Origin of the sequence: uncultured Tenacibaculum sp., from assembly GCF_947495995.1 — a bacterium.
Classification (GTDB): Bacteria; Bacteroidota; Bacteroidia; order Flavobacteriales; family Flavobacteriaceae; genus Polaribacter.
This window is the reverse complement of sequence record NZ_CANMAX010000001.1, coordinates 363828-384777: the sequence shown is the minus strand read 5'-3', so window position 1 is coordinate 384777 and position 20950 is coordinate 363828. Positions and strand designations below refer to the sequence as shown.

The 20950-nt window shown below is 32.7% G+C and carries 17 protein-coding genes; 6 read left to right on the top strand and 11 right to left on the bottom strand.

Going from position 1 to position 20950, the window contains the following annotated elements; genetic code table 11:
• Positions 1–85 precede the first annotated feature (85 nt).
• Positions 86–3046 (top strand): SusC/RagA family TonB-linked outer membrane protein, encoded by a 2961-nt coding sequence (locus Q1A15_RS01695; RefSeq protein ID WP_299617732.1) that lies wholly within the window; start codon positions 86–88, stop codon positions 3044–3046.
• A 10-nt stretch (positions 3047–3056) separates the two neighbouring features.
• On the top strand, positions 3057–4376 hold the full coding sequence (locus tag Q1A15_RS01690) for a RagB/SusD family nutrient uptake outer membrane protein (RefSeq protein ID WP_299617730.1): 1320 nt from the start codon (positions 3057–3059) through the stop codon (positions 4374–4376).
• Between the two features lie 49 nt (positions 4377–4425).
• On the opposite strand, the gene Q1A15_RS01685 is transcribed toward Q1A15_RS01690, so the two are convergent.
• Positions 4426–5190, bottom strand: coding sequence for a UDP-2,3-diacylglucosamine diphosphatase (locus tag Q1A15_RS01685; protein WP_299617728.1), 765 nt, complete (start codon positions 5188–5190; stop codon positions 4426–4428).
• A 60-nt stretch (positions 5191–5250) separates the two neighbouring features.
• Between Q1A15_RS01685 and Q1A15_RS01680 the strand changes: the two genes are divergently transcribed.
• Positions 5251–5808, top strand: coding sequence for an MOSC domain-containing protein (locus Q1A15_RS01680; protein WP_299617726.1), 558 nt, complete (start codon positions 5251–5253; stop codon positions 5806–5808).
• Positions 5805–6251, top strand: a complete 447-nt coding sequence (locus Q1A15_RS01675; RefSeq protein ID WP_299617724.1) for a nucleoside deaminase — start codon at positions 5805–5807, stop codon at positions 6249–6251. The genes Q1A15_RS01680 and Q1A15_RS01675 overlap by 4 nt, the downstream gene beginning before the upstream one ends.
• Before the next feature lie 12 nt (positions 6252–6263).
• Here Q1A15_RS01675 and Q1A15_RS01670 read toward each other — a convergent pair whose 3' ends face one another.
• From Q1A15_RS01670 to Q1A15_RS01660, 3 genes are read right to left on the bottom strand one after another with little or no spacing between them, the layout of a single operon-like run.
• Entirely contained in the window at positions 6264–6740 is a 477-nt protein-coding gene (locus Q1A15_RS01670) for a methylated-DNA--[protein]-cysteine S-methyltransferase (protein ID WP_299619766.1), read from the bottom strand.
• Between the two features lie 13 nt (positions 6741–6753).
• Positions 6754–7152 (bottom strand): NUDIX domain-containing protein, encoded by a 399-nt coding sequence (locus Q1A15_RS01665; RefSeq protein WP_299617722.1) that lies wholly within the window; start codon positions 7150–7152, stop codon positions 6754–6756.
• Between the two features lies 1 nt (position 7153).
• Positions 7154–7918: a TatD family hydrolase gene (locus tag Q1A15_RS01660; RefSeq protein WP_299617720.1), complete on the bottom strand. Its 765-nt coding sequence runs from the start codon at positions 7916–7918 to the stop codon at positions 7154–7156.
• Between the two features lie 41 nt (positions 7919–7959).
• Between Q1A15_RS01660 and Q1A15_RS01655 the strand changes: the two genes are divergently transcribed.
• Positions 7960–8439, top strand: coding sequence for a retropepsin-like aspartic protease (locus Q1A15_RS01655; RefSeq protein WP_299617718.1), 480 nt, complete (start codon positions 7960–7962; stop codon positions 8437–8439).
• Positions 8440–8481: 42 nt separating this feature from the next.
• Here Q1A15_RS01655 and Q1A15_RS01650 read toward each other — a convergent pair whose 3' ends face one another.
• The 3 genes from Q1A15_RS01650 to Q1A15_RS01640 form a co-directional block, all read right to left on the bottom strand.
• Positions 8482–9126, bottom strand: a complete 645-nt coding sequence (locus tag Q1A15_RS01650) for a hypothetical protein (protein WP_299617716.1) — start codon at positions 9124–9126, stop codon at positions 8482–8484.
• A gap of 90 nt (positions 9127–9216) precedes the next feature.
• The gene (locus Q1A15_RS01645) at positions 9217–10404 is read right to left on the bottom strand and encodes a pyridoxal phosphate-dependent aminotransferase (protein ID WP_299617714.1); all 1188 of its coding nucleotides are present in this window, start codon (positions 10402–10404) and stop codon (positions 9217–9219) included.
• Between the two features lie 12 nt (positions 10405–10416).
• On the bottom strand, positions 10417–11508 hold the full coding sequence (locus tag Q1A15_RS01640; RefSeq protein WP_299617712.1) for an acyl-CoA desaturase: 1092 nt from the start codon (positions 11506–11508) through the stop codon (positions 10417–10419).
• A 142-nt stretch (positions 11509–11650) separates the two neighbouring features.
• On the opposite strand from Q1A15_RS01640, the gene rsmG reads away from it, so the two are divergent.
• Positions 11651–12280 carry a 16S rRNA (guanine(527)-N(7))-methyltransferase RsmG gene (rsmG, locus tag Q1A15_RS01635; protein ID WP_299617710.1) on the top strand — a complete coding sequence of 210 codons (630 nt, stop codon included), beginning with the start codon at positions 11651–11653 and terminating at the stop codon, positions 12278–12280.
• Between the two features lie 52 nt (positions 12281–12332).
• Here rsmG and Q1A15_RS01630 read toward each other — a convergent pair whose 3' ends face one another.
• From Q1A15_RS01630 to pruA, 4 genes are all read right to left on the bottom strand, one after another.
• Positions 12333–15557 (bottom strand): S41 family peptidase, encoded by a 3225-nt coding sequence (locus Q1A15_RS01630; RefSeq protein WP_299617708.1) that lies wholly within the window; start codon positions 15555–15557, stop codon positions 12333–12335.
• Positions 15558–15803: 246 nt separating this feature from the next.
• Positions 15804–17438, bottom strand: coding sequence for a DUF1501 domain-containing protein (locus tag Q1A15_RS01625; protein WP_299617706.1), 1635 nt, complete (start codon positions 17436–17438; stop codon positions 15804–15806).
• Positions 17439–17461: 23 nt separating this feature from the next.
• Entirely contained in the window at positions 17462–19096 is a 1635-nt protein-coding gene (locus Q1A15_RS01620) for a DUF1800 family protein (protein WP_299617704.1), read from the bottom strand.
• 133 nt (positions 19097–19229) lie between these two features.
• On the bottom strand, positions 19230–20855 hold the full coding sequence (gene pruA, locus Q1A15_RS01615) for an L-glutamate gamma-semialdehyde dehydrogenase (protein WP_299617702.1): 1626 nt from the start codon (positions 20853–20855) through the stop codon (positions 19230–19232).
• Positions 20856–20950 lie beyond the last annotated feature (95 nt).

The window sequence follows — 20950 nt, the reverse complement described above, 5'->3', positions numbered from 1 at the left end:
ATTTGTACAATTTTAACACTTATTAATATTTTAATTCATTAAATTGACGCTTTAACCAAATATTAATTAAAAACATTTCTTATCTATGAGGAAAAAAACATTAGGAAAAAAACTTTTTTTCTTTTTATTAACGTTTGTGAGTATTAGTATTACAGCACAAACAGTAAAAGGAAAAGTAATTGAAGCGTCTGGGGAGAGCGTTCCTTTTGCAGATGTCATTGAGAAGGGGACAACAAACGGTACTTCAACAAACGGGGATGGAGAATTTAGTTTAACTTTAAAAAAACTTCCAGCTACAGTAGTAGTCTCTTCTTTAGGGTTCGCTAGCCAAGAAATCAAAGTAACTTCAGCATCGCAATTTATTAATGTAACATTAAAAGAAGATGCAGATGTATTAGATGAAGTTGTAATTTCTGGTTTAGCAACAACAACAAAAAGAGCAAATTTAGCAAACACCGTTGCAAGTGTGTCGGCAGCTCAGTTAGCGCAGGTAACAACGCAATCAGGATTTGATAGTGCTTTATCAGGAAAATTTACAGGAGCAGAAATTAAAGCAAACTCAGGAGCTCCTGGTGGAGGTATCTCAATGAGATTAAGAGGTGTTACTTCTGTTTTTGGAAATCAACAACCTTTATTTATTGTAGATGGAGTTTATGTAGATAACTCTTCTATTTCTTCTGGTAATAACATTGTTAGTGAAGCAGCAGGAGGAGGAAACACATCAACAAATCAAGATGATTCATCAAACAGGATTGCAGATATTGATCCTGAAGATATCGAGAATGTAGAGATTTTAAAAGGAGCTTCTGCCGCAGCATTATATGGTTCGAGAGCAGCTGGGGGTGTGGTTATCATTACAACAAAGAGAGGTAAATCAGGAAAGCCAAGAGTTTCTTTTTCTCAAACAGTAGGATTAAGAAGTCCAACTCGATTATTAGGATTAAGAGATTGGGATCAATCTGAAATTACAGCAGCTGGTGGACCAGCTAACGCTACATTAAGAGATTACGAAGCTGAATTATTCGACCACACTAGAGTTTCTACAACTTCTAGATTTACAACATCTGGGGGAAACGAAAAATCTGATTATTTCTTTGGAGTTACGCATAAAGATGAACCTGGTTTAGTAGAGAATACAGGGTATGAGAAAACATCATTCAGATTAAATTTAGGTCAGAAATTAACTGATTGGTTAGATGTTTATGTAACTACGAATTATATAAATTCTCAAGCAGATAGAGGTTTCTTCAACAATGGTAACGCAAACAGAACAGTAGGTTATGCATTAGCATTTACTTTTCCTTGGGAAGATTTATCACCTGTAAACGGAATATTCCCTGCAGGAGCAGCAGGTTCTAATGTTTTAGAAACTGTAGCAAATACTACAAATAGAGAAAATGTTAATCGTTTTATTGGTAGTGCAAAGTCTAATCTTCAAATTTTAGATTCTGAAATGCACAGATTAAAGTTAACTTTCGAGTTAGGATTTGATCAATATACGTTACGTACTACAAACATTTTCCCAAGAGGATTGTCTTATTTTAGAGATCCTAGTACTTTAAGAGGAGCTGCTATTTCTGGTACTACAGTAAATACAAACTATAACCTTTCTGCATTCTTAGTATATAATTTAGATTTAGAAAACGGATTAGGATTTACTACTCAAGCTGGTACATTCTTACAAGACTTCGATCGTAATACTGTAATTACTGTTGGAACAGGGTTTAATGGTTCATTAACAAACTTAGGATTAGCAGAAAATACTTCTGTAAGTCAAGATATAAGATTACAAAGAGATACAGGATTCTTCGTACAAGAAGAAATTAACTACGACGATAAAATTATCGCAACACTTGGTATTAGAGGAGATAGATCTACTAATAATGGAGATTCTAATGAATTATTCTATTATCCAAAAGCAAGTTTAGCTGTAAATGTGCATAAATTAGGTTTATTTGAGTCAGATATCTTTACAACTGTTAAGCCAAGAATTGCATATGGTGAGGCGGGGAGATTCCCTAATTTTAATGATCAGTTTGCTTTAACTACTCCAGAATTTATTGGAGGAAACTCAGGATTGTCTCCAGGAACATTTAGAGGAAATCCAAATATTAAGCCAGAGCGTCAGAAAGAATTAGAATACGGTATCGATTTAGGATTCTTAAATAATAGATTCGTTTTAGAGGCTACTTTTTATAACAAAGAAATTGATGATTTAATTATTAGAGATCAAATTCCTACTTCTAGTGGACAAACTAGAGAAGCTAAAAATGCAGGAGCTTTAACGAACAATGGTATCGAGCTTGGATTAAATGCTAATGTTATAGAAGAGGAAAACTTTTCTTGGAGTACTAATTTAAAATGGTGGAAGAATAAATCAGAAATCACAAGATTAGACGTGCCAGCGTTTACGACTGGAGGTTTTGCTGCTTCTTTAGGTCAGTTTTATATCCAAGAAGGATTTAGTGCAACACAAATTGTAGGTACTTATGATAGTACCGGTTTAACGCCTGATCAAATAGCGCAAATTGATCCAGAAGGAGATGGTTTTGCAGTATACGGTAATGCAGAGCCAGATTTTCAAATGTCTTGGCAAAATCAAATTAGTTATAAGAACTTTGATTTAACATTCTTATGGCACTGGAAAAAAGGTGGAGACGGAATTAACCTTACTACTTTATTATATGATTTAGCTGGAACTACTTGGGATTATGATGATACTGGTTTAGACCCATTAGGAGTACAAACAAATGGAGAGTATAGATCTAGTTTAGCCTTTGTAAATCCAGCGCCAGTAATCGAAGATGCAGGATATATTAGATTACGTGAGGTAGGTTTATACTATACTTTTGATGATAATGTATTCAAAGGATTCGAAAGAGTTAAGGTTGGGGTTTCTGGTAGAAACTTAATCAATATTTTCGATTATAATAGTTACGATCCAGAAGTATCTAACTTCGGAAATAATGTTTTAGCTAATAACGTAGAAGTAACTCCATATCCTGCTTCTAAGTTTATCAACTTCCACTTAAATGTTAACTTCTAAAGAAAATACTATGCTTAAAAATAAATTATCAATTATAGTTTTATTAATCACGGCTACTTTCTTTGTTGGTTGTGAGTTAGATGAATTACCGAATGAAAATGCACCTACTTTAGAAAGTTTTGCTGACGGAGCTTCTCAGGCAGATGTTCAATCTTTGGCAGTAGGTTTAGAAGCGGTTATGAGAAACGATTTAGAGTTTCATTACCAGACCGTTAGTTACATTGGTAGAGAATATTACGATTTAACAGGTACAGATCCTAGATATACTGGAGAGTTATTAAAAGGACCGTTAGATAATAATGGATTTTTAACAACAAGAGCTTACACTGCTTGGTATAGAGTTGTAAAAGCTGCAAATATTTTAATTACTGCTGTTGAAAATTCTGAAGCTGGTTTTACTGATTCTGTAAAGCAATCGTATTATGGGTATGCAAATACATTAAAAGCCTATGCTTTATTAATGGTTGCAAATCGTCAGTTTAGTAACGGGATTAGAGTTGATGTTGCTGATCCAGATAACTTAGGACCTTTCTTAGGATATCAAGAAGCTTTAACAGCAATTAGAAATTTATTAGATGATGCAAATACAGATTTATCAAATTCTCCTACAACTTTTGATTTTCCAATAAGTTCTGGTTTTGATGGATTTAATGCGCCTGCAACTTTTGCAACGTTCAATAGAGCTATTGCAGCAAGAGTAGCATTGTATCAAAATAATAAAGCAGATGTTTTATCATTACTAAACAATTCTTTCTTTGATATTGCTGGTGGATTTAATCTTGGAGTAGCGCATATTTTTGGTTTAACAGGAAATGATGTAGTTAATGCTCAGTTCTATGTTTTAGGTCAATCTGGACAAGAATATATGATTCATAATTCTTGGATTGCTGATGCTGAGGCTGGAGATACAAGAGTTACTAATAAATCGTTTATGTTACCAACACCAAGGTTGTTTGATGATTTAACGGCAACACATCAAATGGCTTTATACAGAAGTAATGTTGATCCTGTGTATTTAATAAGAAATGAAGAATTAATTTTAATCTATGCTGAAGCTAACATTGGAACTAATAATGCTAACGCTGTAAATGCATTAAATGTAATTAGAAATGCAGCTGGATTAGCTAATTATTCTGGTGGAACTACAGATGCTGAGTTAGAACTAGAAGTGTTAAACCAAAGAAGATATTCTTTAATTGGTGAAGGTCACCGTTGGATTGATTTAAGAAGATTCGGACTTTTAAATGATACAAATTTCTTACCATTAGATAGAACTGGAGATAACGCATTAGATGCTTTTCCAACTCCATTTACTGAAAATGCTGGTTAAAAACATACAGTTATAAAAATTAAAAACTCATCTGAAAAGATGAGTTTTTTTATTCGTATTTGTCAAGTGTAAATGTAGTGTCAACATAAGTTCCGTAGGTGAAATATTGCACCCAATCACCTAGATTGAAATATTTACTTGTATCGCTTAATTTAATGTCTAAAGGAAGATGACGATGACCGAAAACAAAATAATCGTAGTGTTTTGTTTCTAATTTTCGTTTACAATATTGAACCAGCCATTCTTTTTCTTCTCCAAGAAATTTAAAATCTTCATCACCAGAAATCATTTTATTTTTTACAGACATATATTGTCCTAATCGAACACCTAAATCGGGATGTAACCATCTAAATAACCATTTAAAAAGCGGGAAAGTGAATACTTTTTTCATTCTCTTATAACCAAGGTCGTGCGGACCTAATCCATCTCCATGTCCTATTAAAAAAAGCTTATTGTTGATTTTAAATTCTTGTGGTTTAAAGTAAACAGGAATGTTTAATTCTGTTTCAAAATAGTCTTTCATCCATAAATCATGATTTCCAACAAAGAAATAAATAGGAATTCCGTCGTCACTTAGCTGTGCTAATTTTCCTAATACTCTAACAAACCCTTTAGGAACAACAGTTTTGTATTCAAACCAAAAATCAAATAAATCACCAAGAAGAAAAATAGCTTCCGCATCTTTTTCAATTTCATTTAACCATCTTAAAAATTTCTTTTCTCTAGGAAAACTCTTCTCTTGAGTTGGAGCTCCTAAATGTTGGTCAGAGGCGAAATATACTTTTTTATGTGCTGAAATATCGATTGAAATCAAACCTAAAATTTTGGTAAAAATAACTATTTTATTTAGCTAACTTTGTAAAAAAGCACTTATATGAAGATTCTGGCTACAAACATTGGACAGCGTAAAGAAATAGATTGGAAAGGTAAAAAAGTAACTACAGGAATTTTTAAATATCCAGTTAAAGAACCTATTTTTTTAGATGTTGAAGATGTTAAAGGAGATGCAATTTGCAATCGAGAAAAGCATGGAGGTATAGATCAAGCTGTTTATGCTTTTTCAGAAAAACATTACGATTATTTTAAAAAAATGTATCCAGATTTAGATTGGGAATTAGGAATGTTTGGTGAAAATCTTACGTTAAGCGATCTAGAAGAATCAGAAATTCATGTAGGCGATACATATAAAGTTGGAGAAACACTTTTAGAGGTAACTAAGCCAAGACAACCTTGTATGAAGTTAGGTGTTCGTTTTAATGACATGTCTGTAGTAAAAGAATTTTGGAATACAACAATGAGTGGTGTGTATTTTAAAGTATTGCAAACCGGATTTGTAAAAACAGGTGATGTTTTTGAAAAAGTAGTATCAAAACCCGAGAATCCGACTATAGCAGAAGTGTATACGATGAAAAGAAAGAAGAAGTTAGGATGAATGTATTTGATGATACTTATTTTATGAGGAAAGCACTGCAAGAAGCAGAGCAAGCTTATGATAAAGGAGAAGTGCCAGTTGGGGCTGTTATCGTATTTAAAAACCAAATTATAGCTAGAGCTCATAATTTAACTGAGCGTTTGAATGATGTAACCGCACATGCCGAAATGCAAGCGTTCACATCTGCTTCTGATTTCCTTGGAGGGAAATATCTAAGAGATTGTATTTTGTATGTAACTGTTGAGCCTTGTCAAATGTGTGCGGGTGCTAGTTACTGGACTCAAATAGGAAAAATTGTTTACGGAGCAAGTGAGCCTAAATCAGGTTTCACGGTTTTAGGGACTAAACTACATCCGAAAACTAAAGTAGTATCTGGAGTTTTAGAAGAAGAGTGTGGTAATTTGATGAAGCGTTTTTTTATTGAAAAAAGAAATTTGAATTAGTTCAGAACTCTATTAAAACAAACTTTGTTGTTTCGTTCCACTTTCGTGTTCAAGTAGCCATTTTTTACGCCAAACTCCACCAGCATATCCAGTTAATGATCCGTCAGAACCAATAATTCTGTGACATGGAATAATCACAGAAATTGGATTTTTTCCATTTGCGGAAGCTACAGCGCGTATTGCTTTAATATCTCCAAGTTTTTTAGACTGCTCTAAGTAACTTCTTGTTTTTCCAAAAGGTACTTTTAAAAGTTCGTTCCAAACTTTTCCTTGAAATTTGGTTCCTTTAGGAGCTAAGGTCAATTCAAATTCTTTACGATTTCCAGAGAAATATTCCTCTAGTTGTAGAACACAGTTTTTAATTTCTTTTGACGAAATGTTTTTCGTAGCAGAATATTCTTCTTCTATAAAATAAATAGAGTGAATTGATTTTTCATCTCCAGTTATTTCTAGAGTTCCAATAGGAGAGGAATAATATGCTGTTTCTATGTTCACTTTTTAGTTATTTAATCTCTCCTTTCTCTTTTAAGAAAGAAAATATTTTTTTGTCAACTTCAGAGATAATGTCGGTATGAGAAGAATCTAACCATTGTATTTCTTCAATTTCATTATCTGCTAGTAAAGTTCCTTCAAATTTTGCTTTATAGCAAGTCATTTTAACTAAAACTCCTTCTTTAGCACCGTCTGATTGCGCTTTAAAAGCTCCAAGATATTCTATGGTGTCTTTTATTATTACAACGCTTAATTCTTCTTTTATTTCACGAATAAGCGTTTCTTCGTCAGATTCGTTATCTTCTCTTTTTCCTCCAGGTATATAAAACTTTTCTTTTCCTTTAGATCGAGTACTAAGAATTTTACCATTCTTAGTTTCTATCCACGCAATTTTGTCAATTTCCTTCATACTATATTTTGAAAACCTGTTTTGAGTTTTCTGTAGTGATTTCAGAAATTTCTTGATACGATTTCCCGTAAATATCCACCAATTTACCTACAACTTGAGTGATATAACTGCTTTCATTTCTCTTTCCTCTATACGGAGTAGGAGCTAAGTAAGGTGAATCGGTTTCTAAAACAATATGTTCAATATCTATTTCATTTAAGAACTTGTCAATTTTTCCATTTTTAAAAGTTGCTACACCACCAATTCCTAATTTCATGTTGTATGAAATTGCTTGTTGTGCTTGCTCAAAAGTTCCCGTAAAACAATGGAAAATTCCATGTAGATCATCTCCTTTTTCTTCTTCTAAAATTTCAAAAATTTCATCAAAAGCTTCTCTACAGTGAATTACAATGGGAAGTTGTTTTTCTTTTGCCCATTGTATTTGAGTTTTAAAAGCTTCTTGCTGTTGAGTTAAAAAGGTTTTGTCCCAATACAAGTCAATTCCTATTTCTCCAATACCATAAAAATCACGTTTGTCAATCCATTCTCTTACGTGAGCTAATTCCTCTTTATAGTTTTCCTTTACAGAAGTTGGATGAAGTCCCATCATTAAAAAAACATCATTTGGATAATTCTTTTCCAATTCAAACATGTTTTCCGTGTGTGAACTATCAATAGCAGGAATAAAAAAACGAGAAACACCAGCATCTTTTGCTCTAGTCATCATTTCATCTCTATCGTCATTAAATTGCTCTGAATATAAGTGAGTATGTGTATCTGTAATCATGTGATTTTAACTGTATCTTTGCAGCGACAAAAGTACAAGAAATGGCAAGTTTGAAAAAAGTATTACGTAAAAAGAAATACGTTCGAATAAAGTTGAAAAAAATGAAAACAAATCACCTTGAATTGAAAGCTGAAATCAACGGTGTAAAAGGTGTTTTTATTTTAGATACTGGAGCTTCAAATTCTTGTGTTGGATTAAATTTAGTTGATCAATTCAAATTGGTTTCTGAAGTTAGCGAAGTTAAAGCAGCTGGCGCTGGAGCAACTGATATGGAAACTTATAAATCTGTTGATAATAGATTAAGAATAGGAAATTGGAAATTGAAAAATTGTGATTTAGTTCTTTTTGATTTAAAACATGTAAATGCTGCATTAACGATGCATAATGCTAAAGAAGTACATGGAATAATTGGCGCAGATGTTTTAGAGAAAGGAAAAGCTCTTATCGATTATGATAAGAAAGTATTGTACTTAAGAAAGATTAAAAAGAAAAAGCAACGAAATTTATCGTTGCCTTTTTAATACTATTGAATTTATTTCGGAATTTCGTAGGTAAATTAAGATTTACAATTTTATTCCTTGTTCAATAAGTTTATTAGTTACTTCATCTTGATCATTAATTTCTGAAATATCAATATGAACATGATCGTAAAATATTTTTCTGAGTTCTTTCATTAAATCTTCTTGAGAAGTTTCTGAAATATTTTCGAATGTAATAAAGTAACTAGAACCTTCAGTATTTAAATATTGTCCTAAAAAAATATTTTGATCAGTATTTAAGCCAATAACATTGTTAATCGATTTGGTAAAATCTTTTAAAATAGCTTTCGAAGGCTGTTTAAATATTGTGTATAATTCTTCTATTTTTACTTTTCTGGCTTTTAAAGAGATGTTGTCTAGATTAAGCATTATGTCTTCAGTCACATCAAGACCACCTTTGGAGTTCGTTTTTAAACTTTTTAAAGTATTTGTAACTCCATCTAAAGACCACCAACCAAAAATAAAGGATAATAAGTTGTATTTAAGTGTGTGCTTTTTTTGATCTTCTTTTTTAAGTAAATATGCAGGTGATGCAGTAAAAATATTACCAACAATTAAAGATATGCTGTATTGATAAATAATAAAACGATGTCCGTTTTCGATTCTTCGTTGTAAACTTTGAATATCTAAATTGTCTACATTTTTTAACTTACATGTCAGTTTATTCATTCTTTTTATAGCTTTTTAAAAACAAAAAAACCTGATAAATGATAAATCAGGTTTCTTTTTTATTGTTATTAAGTTTTTTTATAATTAAAACTAGCTCAATACTTCTTTAATACGCTTAACAGCTTCACGTAATTGTAATTCTGAAGCAGCATAAGACATACGAATACAGTTTGGTGCACCAAAAGCATCACCAGTTACTGTAGCTACATTTGCTTCTTCTAATAATAACATAGAGAAATCTGAAGCATTGTTAATCTCTTTACCTTGTATTGTTTTTCCGAAGAAAGCAGAAATATCTGGGAAGATATAGAAAGCTCCTTCAGGAACGTTTAATTTAAAACCTTCGATTTTTTCTAATAAACCAAGAACAATATCTCTTCTCGATTTAAATTCATCTACCATGTATTGAACAGCGCTAGGATCAGCAGAAACAGCAGTAATCGCAGCTCTTTGTGCAATACAATTCGTTCCAGAAGTAATCTGACCTTGCATTTTCGTACAAGCTTTAGCGATCCAAGCAGGTGCTCCGATGTAACCAATTCTCCAACCTGTCATAGCAAAAGCTTTTGCTAATCCGTTTACAGTAATTGTTCTGTCGTACATACTTTCAATTGCAGCAAAACTGAAAGGTTTTGTTCCGTAGTTAATATGTTCGTAAATTTCATCAGACATCACGAAAATCTCTGGATACTTTTCTAATACTTTAGCCAAAGCTAAATACTCTTCCTTAGTATAGATTGTGCCACTTGGATTGTTTGGTGAGTTGAATAAAATTAATTTCGTTTTTGGTGTAATTGCAGCTTCTAATTGCTCTGGAGTAATTTTAAAGTTTGTTTCAATAGTTGAAGGAATCTCAACAGAAACGGCTTCACATAATGTTGCAATTGCAGAGTAACTTACCCAGTACGGACAAGGTAATAAAACTTCATCTCCAGGATTTAACAATACTTGCATTACGTTAGCAATAGATTGTTTTGCCCCTGTAGAAACTACGATTTGATTTGGAGCATAATCTAAATCATTATCGCGCTTGAATTTTTTGCAAATAGCTTCTTTTAATTCACCATATCCATCTACTGGAGTGTATGAATTATAATTCTCATTTACTGCTTCAATTGCAGCTTCTTTAATAAAGTCAGGTGTGTTAAAATCAGGCTCTCCTAAACTTAAGCTGATAATATCTTTTCCTTGACCTTTTAATTCTCTGGCTTTAGCAGCCATGGCTAATGTTTGCGATACAGGTAAACTGTTAATTCTGTTCGATAATGCTTCTGACATTGTTTTAGTTGATTATGCTAGTTGCGGTTTTTTTCCTAGTTCGGCAATATGTCTTAAGTGTTCTAAAATTGCCTTTCGTGTTGTTTTATATTCGTGATAAGGTAAATTAAATTCCTTAGCAGTCTCTTTTACTATTTTCGCTATTTTACTGTAATGTATATGCGAAATATGAGGGAAAATATGGTGTTCTACTTGATGATTTAAACCACCTGTGTAGAAGTTAATAAACCAGTTTTTAGGAGCGAAATTTGCTGTAGTATATAACTGATGAATTGCCCAAGTATTTTTCATGTTACCATTTTTATCTGGTAAAGGAGTATCTGTAGAAGGTACAATGTGTGCTAATTGGAAAACAAAACTTAAAATGATTCCTGCTGTATAATGCATCACAAAGAAACCAATTAAAACTTTCCACCATGCAATGTCTAAAACTAATAATGGAAGAACTAACCACATTACATAATAAATAATTTTAGTAACAATTAATTTAGTCCACTCCACTTTTGGATTAGGGAATTTCCCATAAGATAATTTTCTTTTCAAGTAACTGTGCATTTGCTTGAAATCTGTAGTAATTGCCCAGTTTATAGTTAATAAACCATATAATACTGGAGAATAATACTTCTGAAATCTATGGAAAGGTCTCCATTGTGTGTGCTTAGAAAAACGAATAATTCTACCAGCATCCATATCTTCATCATGATCTTGAATATTCGTATATGTATGGTGTAGAACGTTATGTTGTACTTTCCAGTTATACACATTTCCAGCTAAAATATACATACTACTTCCCATTAGGTTATTCACCCATTTTTTACTTGAGAAAGATTCATGATTACTATCGTGCATAACATTCATACCAACACCAGCCATACCAATTCCTATAACGATAGTTAATAAAAATCTAAGCCAGTTAGGCATATCTACTGTAAGGATTATTGCAAACGGAGCTAAGAAAAGTGTAAACATGATAATTGCTTTTATATACAATTTCCAGTTCCCTGTTCTTTTTATGTCATTTTCTTTAAAGTAGTCGTTAACTCTTTTATTTAAAGTTCGAAAGAACTTTGCTTTATCTATTCTTGAAAATTTAATCGAATTCATGTCGTAATTTAATGGGGTAAAAATAAGTGTTTTTCGTTCATGTTTTTCTGATAACGAAAGTTTTTAACGATAATTATTGATTTGTAAAAATCTTAACTATATACAACAATTGTTATTACTTTTGTCTCGCAAATATAATAGCATGGATATCATTTTAAAATACTTTCCTGATTTAACTGAAAATCAGTTACGCCAATTTACACTTTTACAGGAATTATATGAAGATTGGAACCTAAAAATTAATGTTGTTTCTAGAAAAGATATTGATGAACTGTATCTACGTCATGTACTACATTCTTTAGGTATAGCAAAAGTGATGGAATTTCAGCCAGGAACTAGTGTAATGGATGTAGGAACAGGAGGAGGTTTCCCTGGTGTACCTTTAGCTATTTTATTTCCTGAAACGAAATTTCATTTAGTAGATTCTATCGGAAAAAAGATTAAAGTTGTAAATGAAGTTGTAGAAGGTTTAGGATTAGAAAATGTAAAAACGACACACGGAAGAGTAGAAGAGGTTGATGAAATTTATGACTTTATAGTAAGTAGAGCAGTTGCTCAAATGGAAACTTTTCATAGATGGGTAAAGAATAAAGTTCAAAAGAAACAAAACCACGAATTAAAAAACGGAATTTTGTATTTAAAAGGAGGAGATTTAACTGAAGAGTTAGCGAAGTTCCCGAAAGCTACAATTTACGATTTGCCAGATTTTTTTGAAGAAGATTTCTTCGAAACCAAAAAAGTAGTGCATTTACCAATAAAATTCAAAGGATAAATAAAAAGACCAGAAGATATAATCTCTGGTCTTTTTATTTAAAATCTATTTATTAGTTCGATTTTGTAGGTGTTGGAAATTTAGGTACTGTAATTTTTAAATTTCCTTTTAATTGTTTTAGCGCTTCTTTTACGGCACGCTCTAATTGCGGATCTTTACCTTGAGAAAGCGATAAAGCATCTTGACGAACAAAAATATCTGGTTCCACACCTGTGTTTTCTGCAATCCATTCGTTTTTCACAGGATCGAAAACAGCATTATCAGGAGCTGTAAGTGAACCACCATCAATTAAGCGATAATGTGTAGATGATTTTACTAAACCTCCCCATGTTGTAGCGCCAATCAATAATCCAGCTTTTTGTTGTCTAAATACCCAAGGGAAATAATCTCCACCAGAACCTGCAAGTTCGTTTATTAATAAAACTTTAGGGCCTAAAATCCCAGCTGGTAAACGCATCGGTTTTCCATTAGGGACTTCGTTTGTAAGTGCAGCTCTTGGTTTTCTGGTCATTAGATCTACCATATAGTCATCTAATAAACCACCACCATTAAAACGCTCATCGATAACAGCTCCTTCTTTATCTTGTTGAGCAAAGAAATACCTGTTAAAAGAAACAAAACCAGCTCCACTAGTGTTTGGTACCCAGATGTAAGCAAGTTTTCCGCCAGATAATTTATCAACTAAACGACGATTGTCTTCAACCCAAGTTCTTTGTCTTAAAGAATTTTCATTTCTAATAGGTTTTACAATTTCTTTCCAGGAACCTTTAAACGTAGGTGTAGAGTTAATATGAATTACAGTTTGCTTATTTGCTGTTCCGTCTAAAAATTGATAAATGTTATCTTTTGAAGTGATTTCATTATTGTTGATTCCAACTAAATAATAACCTTCTTTAATATTCATGCCAGGTTGATCTAAAGGTCCGTTTAATCCTGGGTTCCAACTTTCAGAAGTATAAATTCTTTCAATTTGCCATCTATTATTTTTGATATTGAAATCAGCTCCTAATAAACCACCAGAAGAACGATCTGTTTTTGGGAAATCTCCACCACGAACAAAACTATGTCCAACAGATAATTCTCCATTAACTTGATCCAAAATATAATTTAAATCTGAACGATGTCTGATGTGTTTTACTAAAGGTTGATATCTCTTGTAAACTAATCCCCAACTTCTACCATGTAAGTTTGGATCATAGAAATAATCACGTTCATATCGCCAAGCTTCTTCAAACATTTGGTTCCATTCGCTAAGTCTGTCTAACTTCATGTTAAAGTCAATTTTTACAGTTTTAGCAGCTTTGGCATTTGGAGCAGTAGTTTTTATCACTTTCCAAGTTCTTCCTGAAGAAAGAAGCATATGTTTTCCATTTGGAGAAATAGCTCGAATACGAATTCTTTTTCCGAACTCTTTTGATTTTAGTTTCTTTAAATCAAACTTATGAACAGCACTTCTATCAGAAACAAAAGCAAATCCACTTGGTCCTGCATCAATCGAAAAATAAGAACCACTAGGCATTGGTAATGGTAAGATTCTTCTAGCAATACCATCAAAATCTATAGTAATTTCCTTTTTAGATTTTTTAGGCTTTTTATTTCCTTTCTTTTTAGGAGTTTTATCTTTTTTGCTCTCTTCTTTTACAGTTTCTTCGTCACTTTTAGCTTTAAAAGGAGAATCATCTTTTTTGTTTAAGTTAACAATGTAAGCTGCATAATTTGGTCTTGCAGTCATAGAACTTGTGTTTGCCCAACCAGATCTTAAAGCTAAATCTGTACTTGCAAGAAAATAAAGATGTTTATGGTCTAAATCCCATGCAGGAGAGAAAGAATCGGCAAAATTATTAGTGATTGCTGTTGTTTTTCCAGTTTTTACAGACCAAATTTTTATTTGTCGCAAAGAGTTGTCTCCAGCTTTTGCATAAGCTAGCCAGTTAGAATCCGGAGACCAAGTAACACCTAACCTTCCTCTTTCAAGATTTGTTCCGGCATTATCAATTGTTTGTACTTTTTCTGTTTCAAGGTTTACAACTCGAATTCTAGTGTCATCGTCTGTGAAAGCGATATATTTTCCGTCAGGAGACCAAACGGGATTCCAAGCCATTTTTGAAACACCTATTGAAATATTTTTTTTAATCTCAGTTCCATCTTGATTTGTAATGTATAAACTGTATTTTTTTCTTTCTTTATCAGTAAACCAAGCGATTTCATTTCCTTTAGGAGACCAAATTGGAGCTCTATCTGCAGCTCCAGAAGATTGAGAAATGTTTCTTGAATCTCCAAACTCTACCGGTGCAGTAAAAATATCACCTCTAGCGCTCATTAAAACCCTTTTACCATTAGGAGAAATACTAGCAAAATCTACTCTAGAATTTACGTTTTCCCATTTAGTAGCTGTCCAAGGGAAATCTCCTTTAATTTGAATTTTAATTCGAGTTTCTTTATTTGTGTTAAGGTCTAAAGTGTGAAGTTGTCCGTTTTGTTCGAAGATTAATTTATTGTCATCACCACTTAAAGACTTTACGGCTGTACCATTAAAATTGGTAAGTTTCTTAACGGCTTTAGTTTTTGTGTCGTAAGACCAAATATTTGCCGTATGTGTTCTATCAGAAAGAAAATAGATTTTGTCTTTAATCCAAATAGGTTGTTTGTCTGTTGTTTTGTTGTTTGGAATTAAAATTTCTTCTTGTGTTTTAAGATCTAATATAACAAGAGGTGTGTTTTGTCCTCCTCTATAATCTCTCCATTCTGTATCCCAACGAGACATTCGATCGATAGTCATCTTTTTTCCGTCAGGTGAATAAGAACCTGAAAAAGCCCATTGATCTGCAACTTTCGTAGCGGGTCCGCCTTTAACAGAAATTGTATATAATTTATTATAAGGTCTAGGTGCTGTATTTCTTGACGAAGCGAAAAGCACTTGTTTTCCATCGTTAGTCCAGCCACGAGCACTAGAGCCAGAAGAATGCCAAGTTAATCTTTTAGCTTCTCCTCCAGAGATAGCAACGATAAAAACATCATTTCTTCCAAATCGATTAGAAGTAAAAGCCACCCATTTACCATCTGGAGAAATATGTGGATTACTTTCAACGGCCTGGGTTGAAGTTAATCTTACAGTTTGATTAGTGTTTAGATTTGTAGTCCAGATATCTCCACCGTACGCAAAAGTAATTTGGTTTTTTGAAATTGTGGGTTGTCTTAAAAGTCTGGTTTCTTGTGCGGTTGCCATCAGCGAAGTTAGTGCTAATACAGCAACAAATAGTTTTAGATGCTTTCTCATTAGAAATTCGTTTGGTTGAAAAAAATATAGATTGTTATGTAAATAACTTAATATAAGAGTATGTTTAAAAGTTTTGGTTAGTTAAAAAAAAGTTAATGAAAGGGAAATTAATAAAAAATAACGCAATTCAGTTGCTTTTAGACTGTTTTGTTTGGGTAACGAGTTAAAAATTAAATGTATAAAAAAAGCCAATTAAAATAAATTTTATATTAATTGGCTCTTTAAGTTATTATAAATAAGTTGTTTTTACATTCTGAAAAGTTTGTGGTTTTCTGTATTTCCACCACTTTCAACTTGTAAGAAATAGATCCCAGAAGCAAGAGAAGGAACATCGATAACAACAGCATTATTTATGCTTTGTTTTTGTCCTTGCATAATTAACTTTCCTCTGTAATTGTATAATCTATACTGTAATCCAGGTAATTCATATAGTGTGTTTAAGTTCAGTTTGTCTGTAAATGGATTTGGAAATACAAACCAACTTTTACTTGATCCGTCTGGTTCTGGTGGTGGAGGTGGAGCTATACATCCTGTTGCAATAGAATGCGAAGCTTTAATCATGTCAGGAATCTTTTGTTCAACAAAACTTAAATTATTACTGTAGTTGAAAAATGTATTATCGATAACACTGTCTGCAGCTCCTAAATAATCTTGTAATAATGTAGCAAGTGTTTGTCTGTAGTCAAACTGTACAGTTTCTACTTGGTAGTTGTTATCGCTAGTTGCTTCAGATAAATCAACATTAACACCAGAAACTCCTCCGTTTACTGGTTTTCCAAAAATAAACATTGGAGCAATTTCTCCATGATCTGTACCTAAGTTTCCGTTTTCTTTGGCTTTTCTACCAAATTCAGAATATGTTAGTCCAACGATATCGTCACCTAAAGATTGTTCGTTCACATCTTTAACAAAAGATTCAATCGCAGTAGAAACTTCAGTTAATAATTCATGATGTTTACCTTTAATATCTCCGTTAGTTTCAATTTGACTGTTGTGTGTGTCAAATCCACCGATACTAACTAAGTAAACTTTAGACTGTAGTCCACCGCTAATTAAACGAGCAACAGTTTTTAATTGGTCAGAAAGGTTGTTGTCTTCATATGTTGCAACATTTTTTCCGTTTTCAAAAGCATCAGATATTGCTTTCGAGTATTTATTTGAGGTTTTATTTACATCAATAATATAATTCAATTCTGTTCCGAAATCTGAATTAGGAATCATAGTAGGAGGATCACCACCTAAAGTACTAATTTCAGTAAAGTAACCCGCAGGATCTTGTCCTGTGATATTTATAGATAATCCATGCTCTTCAGCTCCGTGAAAACCAAGCTCGGTTTTTGAAGAACCCATTTGAACACCTAGTGGATAAGATGCTTCTACTTGATCTGGATAAAACTTCTCCATAAATCTACCTACCCATCCAGAATCTTTTCCGTTAGTCCAACTATTTCCATCATTTCCGGTAGAGTAAATATCTTTAGAAGCAAAATGACTTTTGTTTAAAGAAGGATATCCTACAGACTGTAATATTCTTAGATTTCCTTCATCGTATAAAGATTTAAAACCAGTTAAAGCTGGGTGTAATCCTAATTGTTGATCGTCTGCTAAAGTTGTATCTAATCTAATGAATCCGTTAGCTCCAGAATTAGGAACTTTAATTGTTGGTCGTAAGTTTGCGTATTGGTCGTAAACATTTATCGGAATAGTTGTGTTTAAACCATCGTTACCACCTACTAAATTTACAAGAACAAGTTTTCGGTTGGATATATCGCCGCAATCGAAAGGTAAATCAATATTTTTTAATAAAGCACTTAACTCCATAGGCATTAAACCTAAAGCAGAGCTTGCTGTTGCTAATTTTATGAAATTTCTTCTTTTCATGATTAAGTTTTGGGGATGTTGTATTACATTAATTGAAACTCAGGAGCATTGATCATTTGTATCATCAAGGCATGTAATCTGGATTTAACGACTGTGTCGTCACCAGTTCTTCCATATGCTAACCAAGCATCTGTCCAGTAATAATCTGGGAAACCTTCAAGTAAGTTTTCGGCAAAATATGCTACTCTTTCGTCACTTATAGCTTCAGGATACAAGAAGTTTGCAAGTTCTGTAATTAATTCTTTAGCGAGTAAAGGTTCTGTAATATTGTTGCTTATGAAATCAACAATGTTTATTTCAACTTTAATATCGTTGTTAAATCGAATTTTATTTCTTCCAGTTAAAAGACTCTCAATTAAATTATATCGAGCCAATACTGTGTTTGAAGAAAACCAATGTCTATCAAAATCCGGACTTTGATAATGCGCAGGATAACCAGCTACAGAATCTGGCGCCCAAAGTTGCATTCCACCAGCAGACAAAAATATACTATGAACGAAATTGAAAAAGTCATAAAAATCTTCAATTTCGGTTGCAGGATCAGGAATTCGCATTTTAAAGAATGAAACAATTTCATTAATTAATTGTAGCGGACTTTTAACGATACTTCCAATAATATTATCACTATCATTTCCATCATCAAGATCAAAGAAATGATTAGAGGTTAATAATTTCCTTAAAATAGGTAAGACTTCATAATCTCCTAATTTTAATTCAGCAGCTAATGGTTTGATAACATTTTCTTCTGTTTCATCACTCCATTCACTTTTTACAAAATATCTGTATAATTTACGAGTAAAAGAAATTGCTGTGGCATCTTTTTCAAATACCATTTCAACAAAATCGCTAAGTTCATCAACAATACCAATTTCAGTGTCTCTACCAATAATTACAGCATTATCAAAAGCATGGCTAAATGTTTTGTTCTCTTCATCGTGTCTGTTTACAGCAATTCTACCGATAGGTAAACTTGTTTCAGGATCGATTATAGTTCTATCTGTTTGTGTTTTTATTCCAGAAAAAACTTTCGCAGCCTGTTGAACATCTAACTCTGTATAATTTGTATAATCACCATTACCAATCTGTTCTGCTTTTAAAATGGTAAAAAGCTCTAAGAACTCTCTGGCATAATTTTCATTAGGATTGTTAGAGTTATTCTGAGTATTATCAAGATAATCTAGCATCGAATTATCGAAGGTTATTTTCTTCGATAATGTTTTTAAATTTCCTAAAGCATACTTTTCTAAAAGTTGCATGTGATCAAAAAAGTGTGTTGACGATCCAGAACCATCATCTTTTGAAACAGTAAAAGATGTGTGTAGGAAAAATGTCATTTTTTGTAATAAGGAATTTTGATTCATTCCATTATACCACCACCAAGAAGTAACAATTCTTCTTTTTCTAAATTGACCGTCAAAACTATTAGGATGTTCGGTTGAAGATATCCAATTTCCATCAGGAGCGCCTTCAGGTCTCGGATCGTAAGGTTCAGTCCAAAGATTATTTTGAGTAAGTATTAATCTATCGAAGGCTTCTTCTGGTGTAAGTGTAGCAAATTCTTCTAAAGTTTCTTTACTGTAATTAAAAGAAGTTCTACGCAAAAAATGCTTAGCCTTACGCAAACCTAACGGTTGTGTATATGCATTAAGATGATTCATAATTTGGGGATTTGATTGATTTTTAATGTTTTAACATTAAAATCATTACCGTAAAAATAATGACATTTTTGTTATAAACGAAAAAAGGTCAGAAATATTTCTGACCTTCTAAAAAAAATATTGTTATCTAGAATTAACCTAAAAACGGATATCTATAATCTGTTGGAGAAACAAAAGTTTCTTTGATTAATCTAGGAGAAACCCAACGTAATAGGTTTTGAGCAGATCCTGCTTTATCATTTGTTCCAGATGCTCTAGCTCCTCCAAATGGTTGTTGTCCTACAACGGCTCCAGTTGGTTTGTCGTTAATATAGAAATTACCAGCACAGTTTTCTAAAGCTTTTGTAGCTTCAGCAATTGCATATCTATCTGTAGAGAAGATTGCTCCAGTTAAAGCGTATTCAGAAGTTCCGTCTACTAACTCTAAAGTTTGCGCCCAATCTGCATCTTCGTAAATATAAATAGTAACTACTGGTCCGAATAATTCAGTAGCCATAGTTGTATACTTTGGATCTTTAGCTAAAATTACTGTTGGTTCGATAAAGTACCCTTTAGATTTATCGTAGTTACCACCAGTAAAAATTTCTGCATCATCATCAGCTTTAGCTTGATCGATATATTTTGCTAACTTATCAAAAGAACCTTCGTGAATTACAGCAGTAATAAAGTTGCTCATATCTTCTGGAGATCCCATTTTAAAAGAAGCGATATCTTCTTTAACGTAATCTAAAACTTCATTAGCCATAGATTTAGGTAAATATACTCTCGAAGCAGCAGAACATTTTTGTCCTTGGAATTCAAAAGCACCACGAGAAATTCCAGTTGCAACTTGCTTTGGGTTTGCAGAAGGGTGAGCAACGATAAAATCTTTACCACCAGTTTCTCCTACAATTCTTGGGTAAGTTTTGTATGTGTGAATGTTTTCTCCAATTTTCTTCCATAATTCTTTGAAAACAAAAGTAGATCCTGTGAAGTGTAAACCAGCAAAATCTGGAGATGATAACACAACATTAGTAATTTCTACTGGATCACCATAAATAACGTTGATAACTCCGTCAGGTACTCCAGCTTCTTTAAATACGTCTACAATTACTTTTGCAGAAAATATTTGGCTATCAGAAGGTTTCCATACTACAGTATTTCCCATCATTGCTGCAGAAGCTGGTAAGTTAGCAGCGATTGCAGTAAAGTTAAATGGAGTAATAGCATAAACAAATCCTTCCAAAGGTCTATATTCTACACGGTTCCAGATTCCATCATCAGAATTTGGTTGCTCGTTGTAAATATCAGACATGTATTCTACGTTAAAACGTAAGAAATCTATTAACTCACATGCAGCGTCAATTTCTGCTTGGTGAATAGTTTTAGATTGTGCAATCATTGTTGCAGCATTAATCTTTGCACGGTATGGTCCAGCGATTAATTCAGCAGCGCGTAAAAAGATTGCAGCTCTTTGTTCCCATGGCATTTGAGCCCATTCTGTACGAGCTTCTAAAGCAGTATCGATAGCTTTTTGCGCATGAGTTTTATCTCCTACGTGATATTGACCAACTACGTGTTGGTGATCATGTGGAGGAGTCATGTTTTTAGTGTTTCCTGTTCTGATTTCTTCACTTCCAATATACATTGGTACATCAACAGAACCGTTAAAGTACGTTTTATATTGAGCAGAAGCGCTTTCTCTTTCTGGAGAACCAGGAGCATAAGCTTTCACAGGTTCATTCACAGCTATAGGTACATTGAAAAATCCTTTTCCCATGGTTGTTTGTGTATTGAATTTATATATGATAATTTTGGTGTAACAAAGTTACAATTTTTAGATCTTTTTGTAATGATAGTTTTTAGAATGCTACT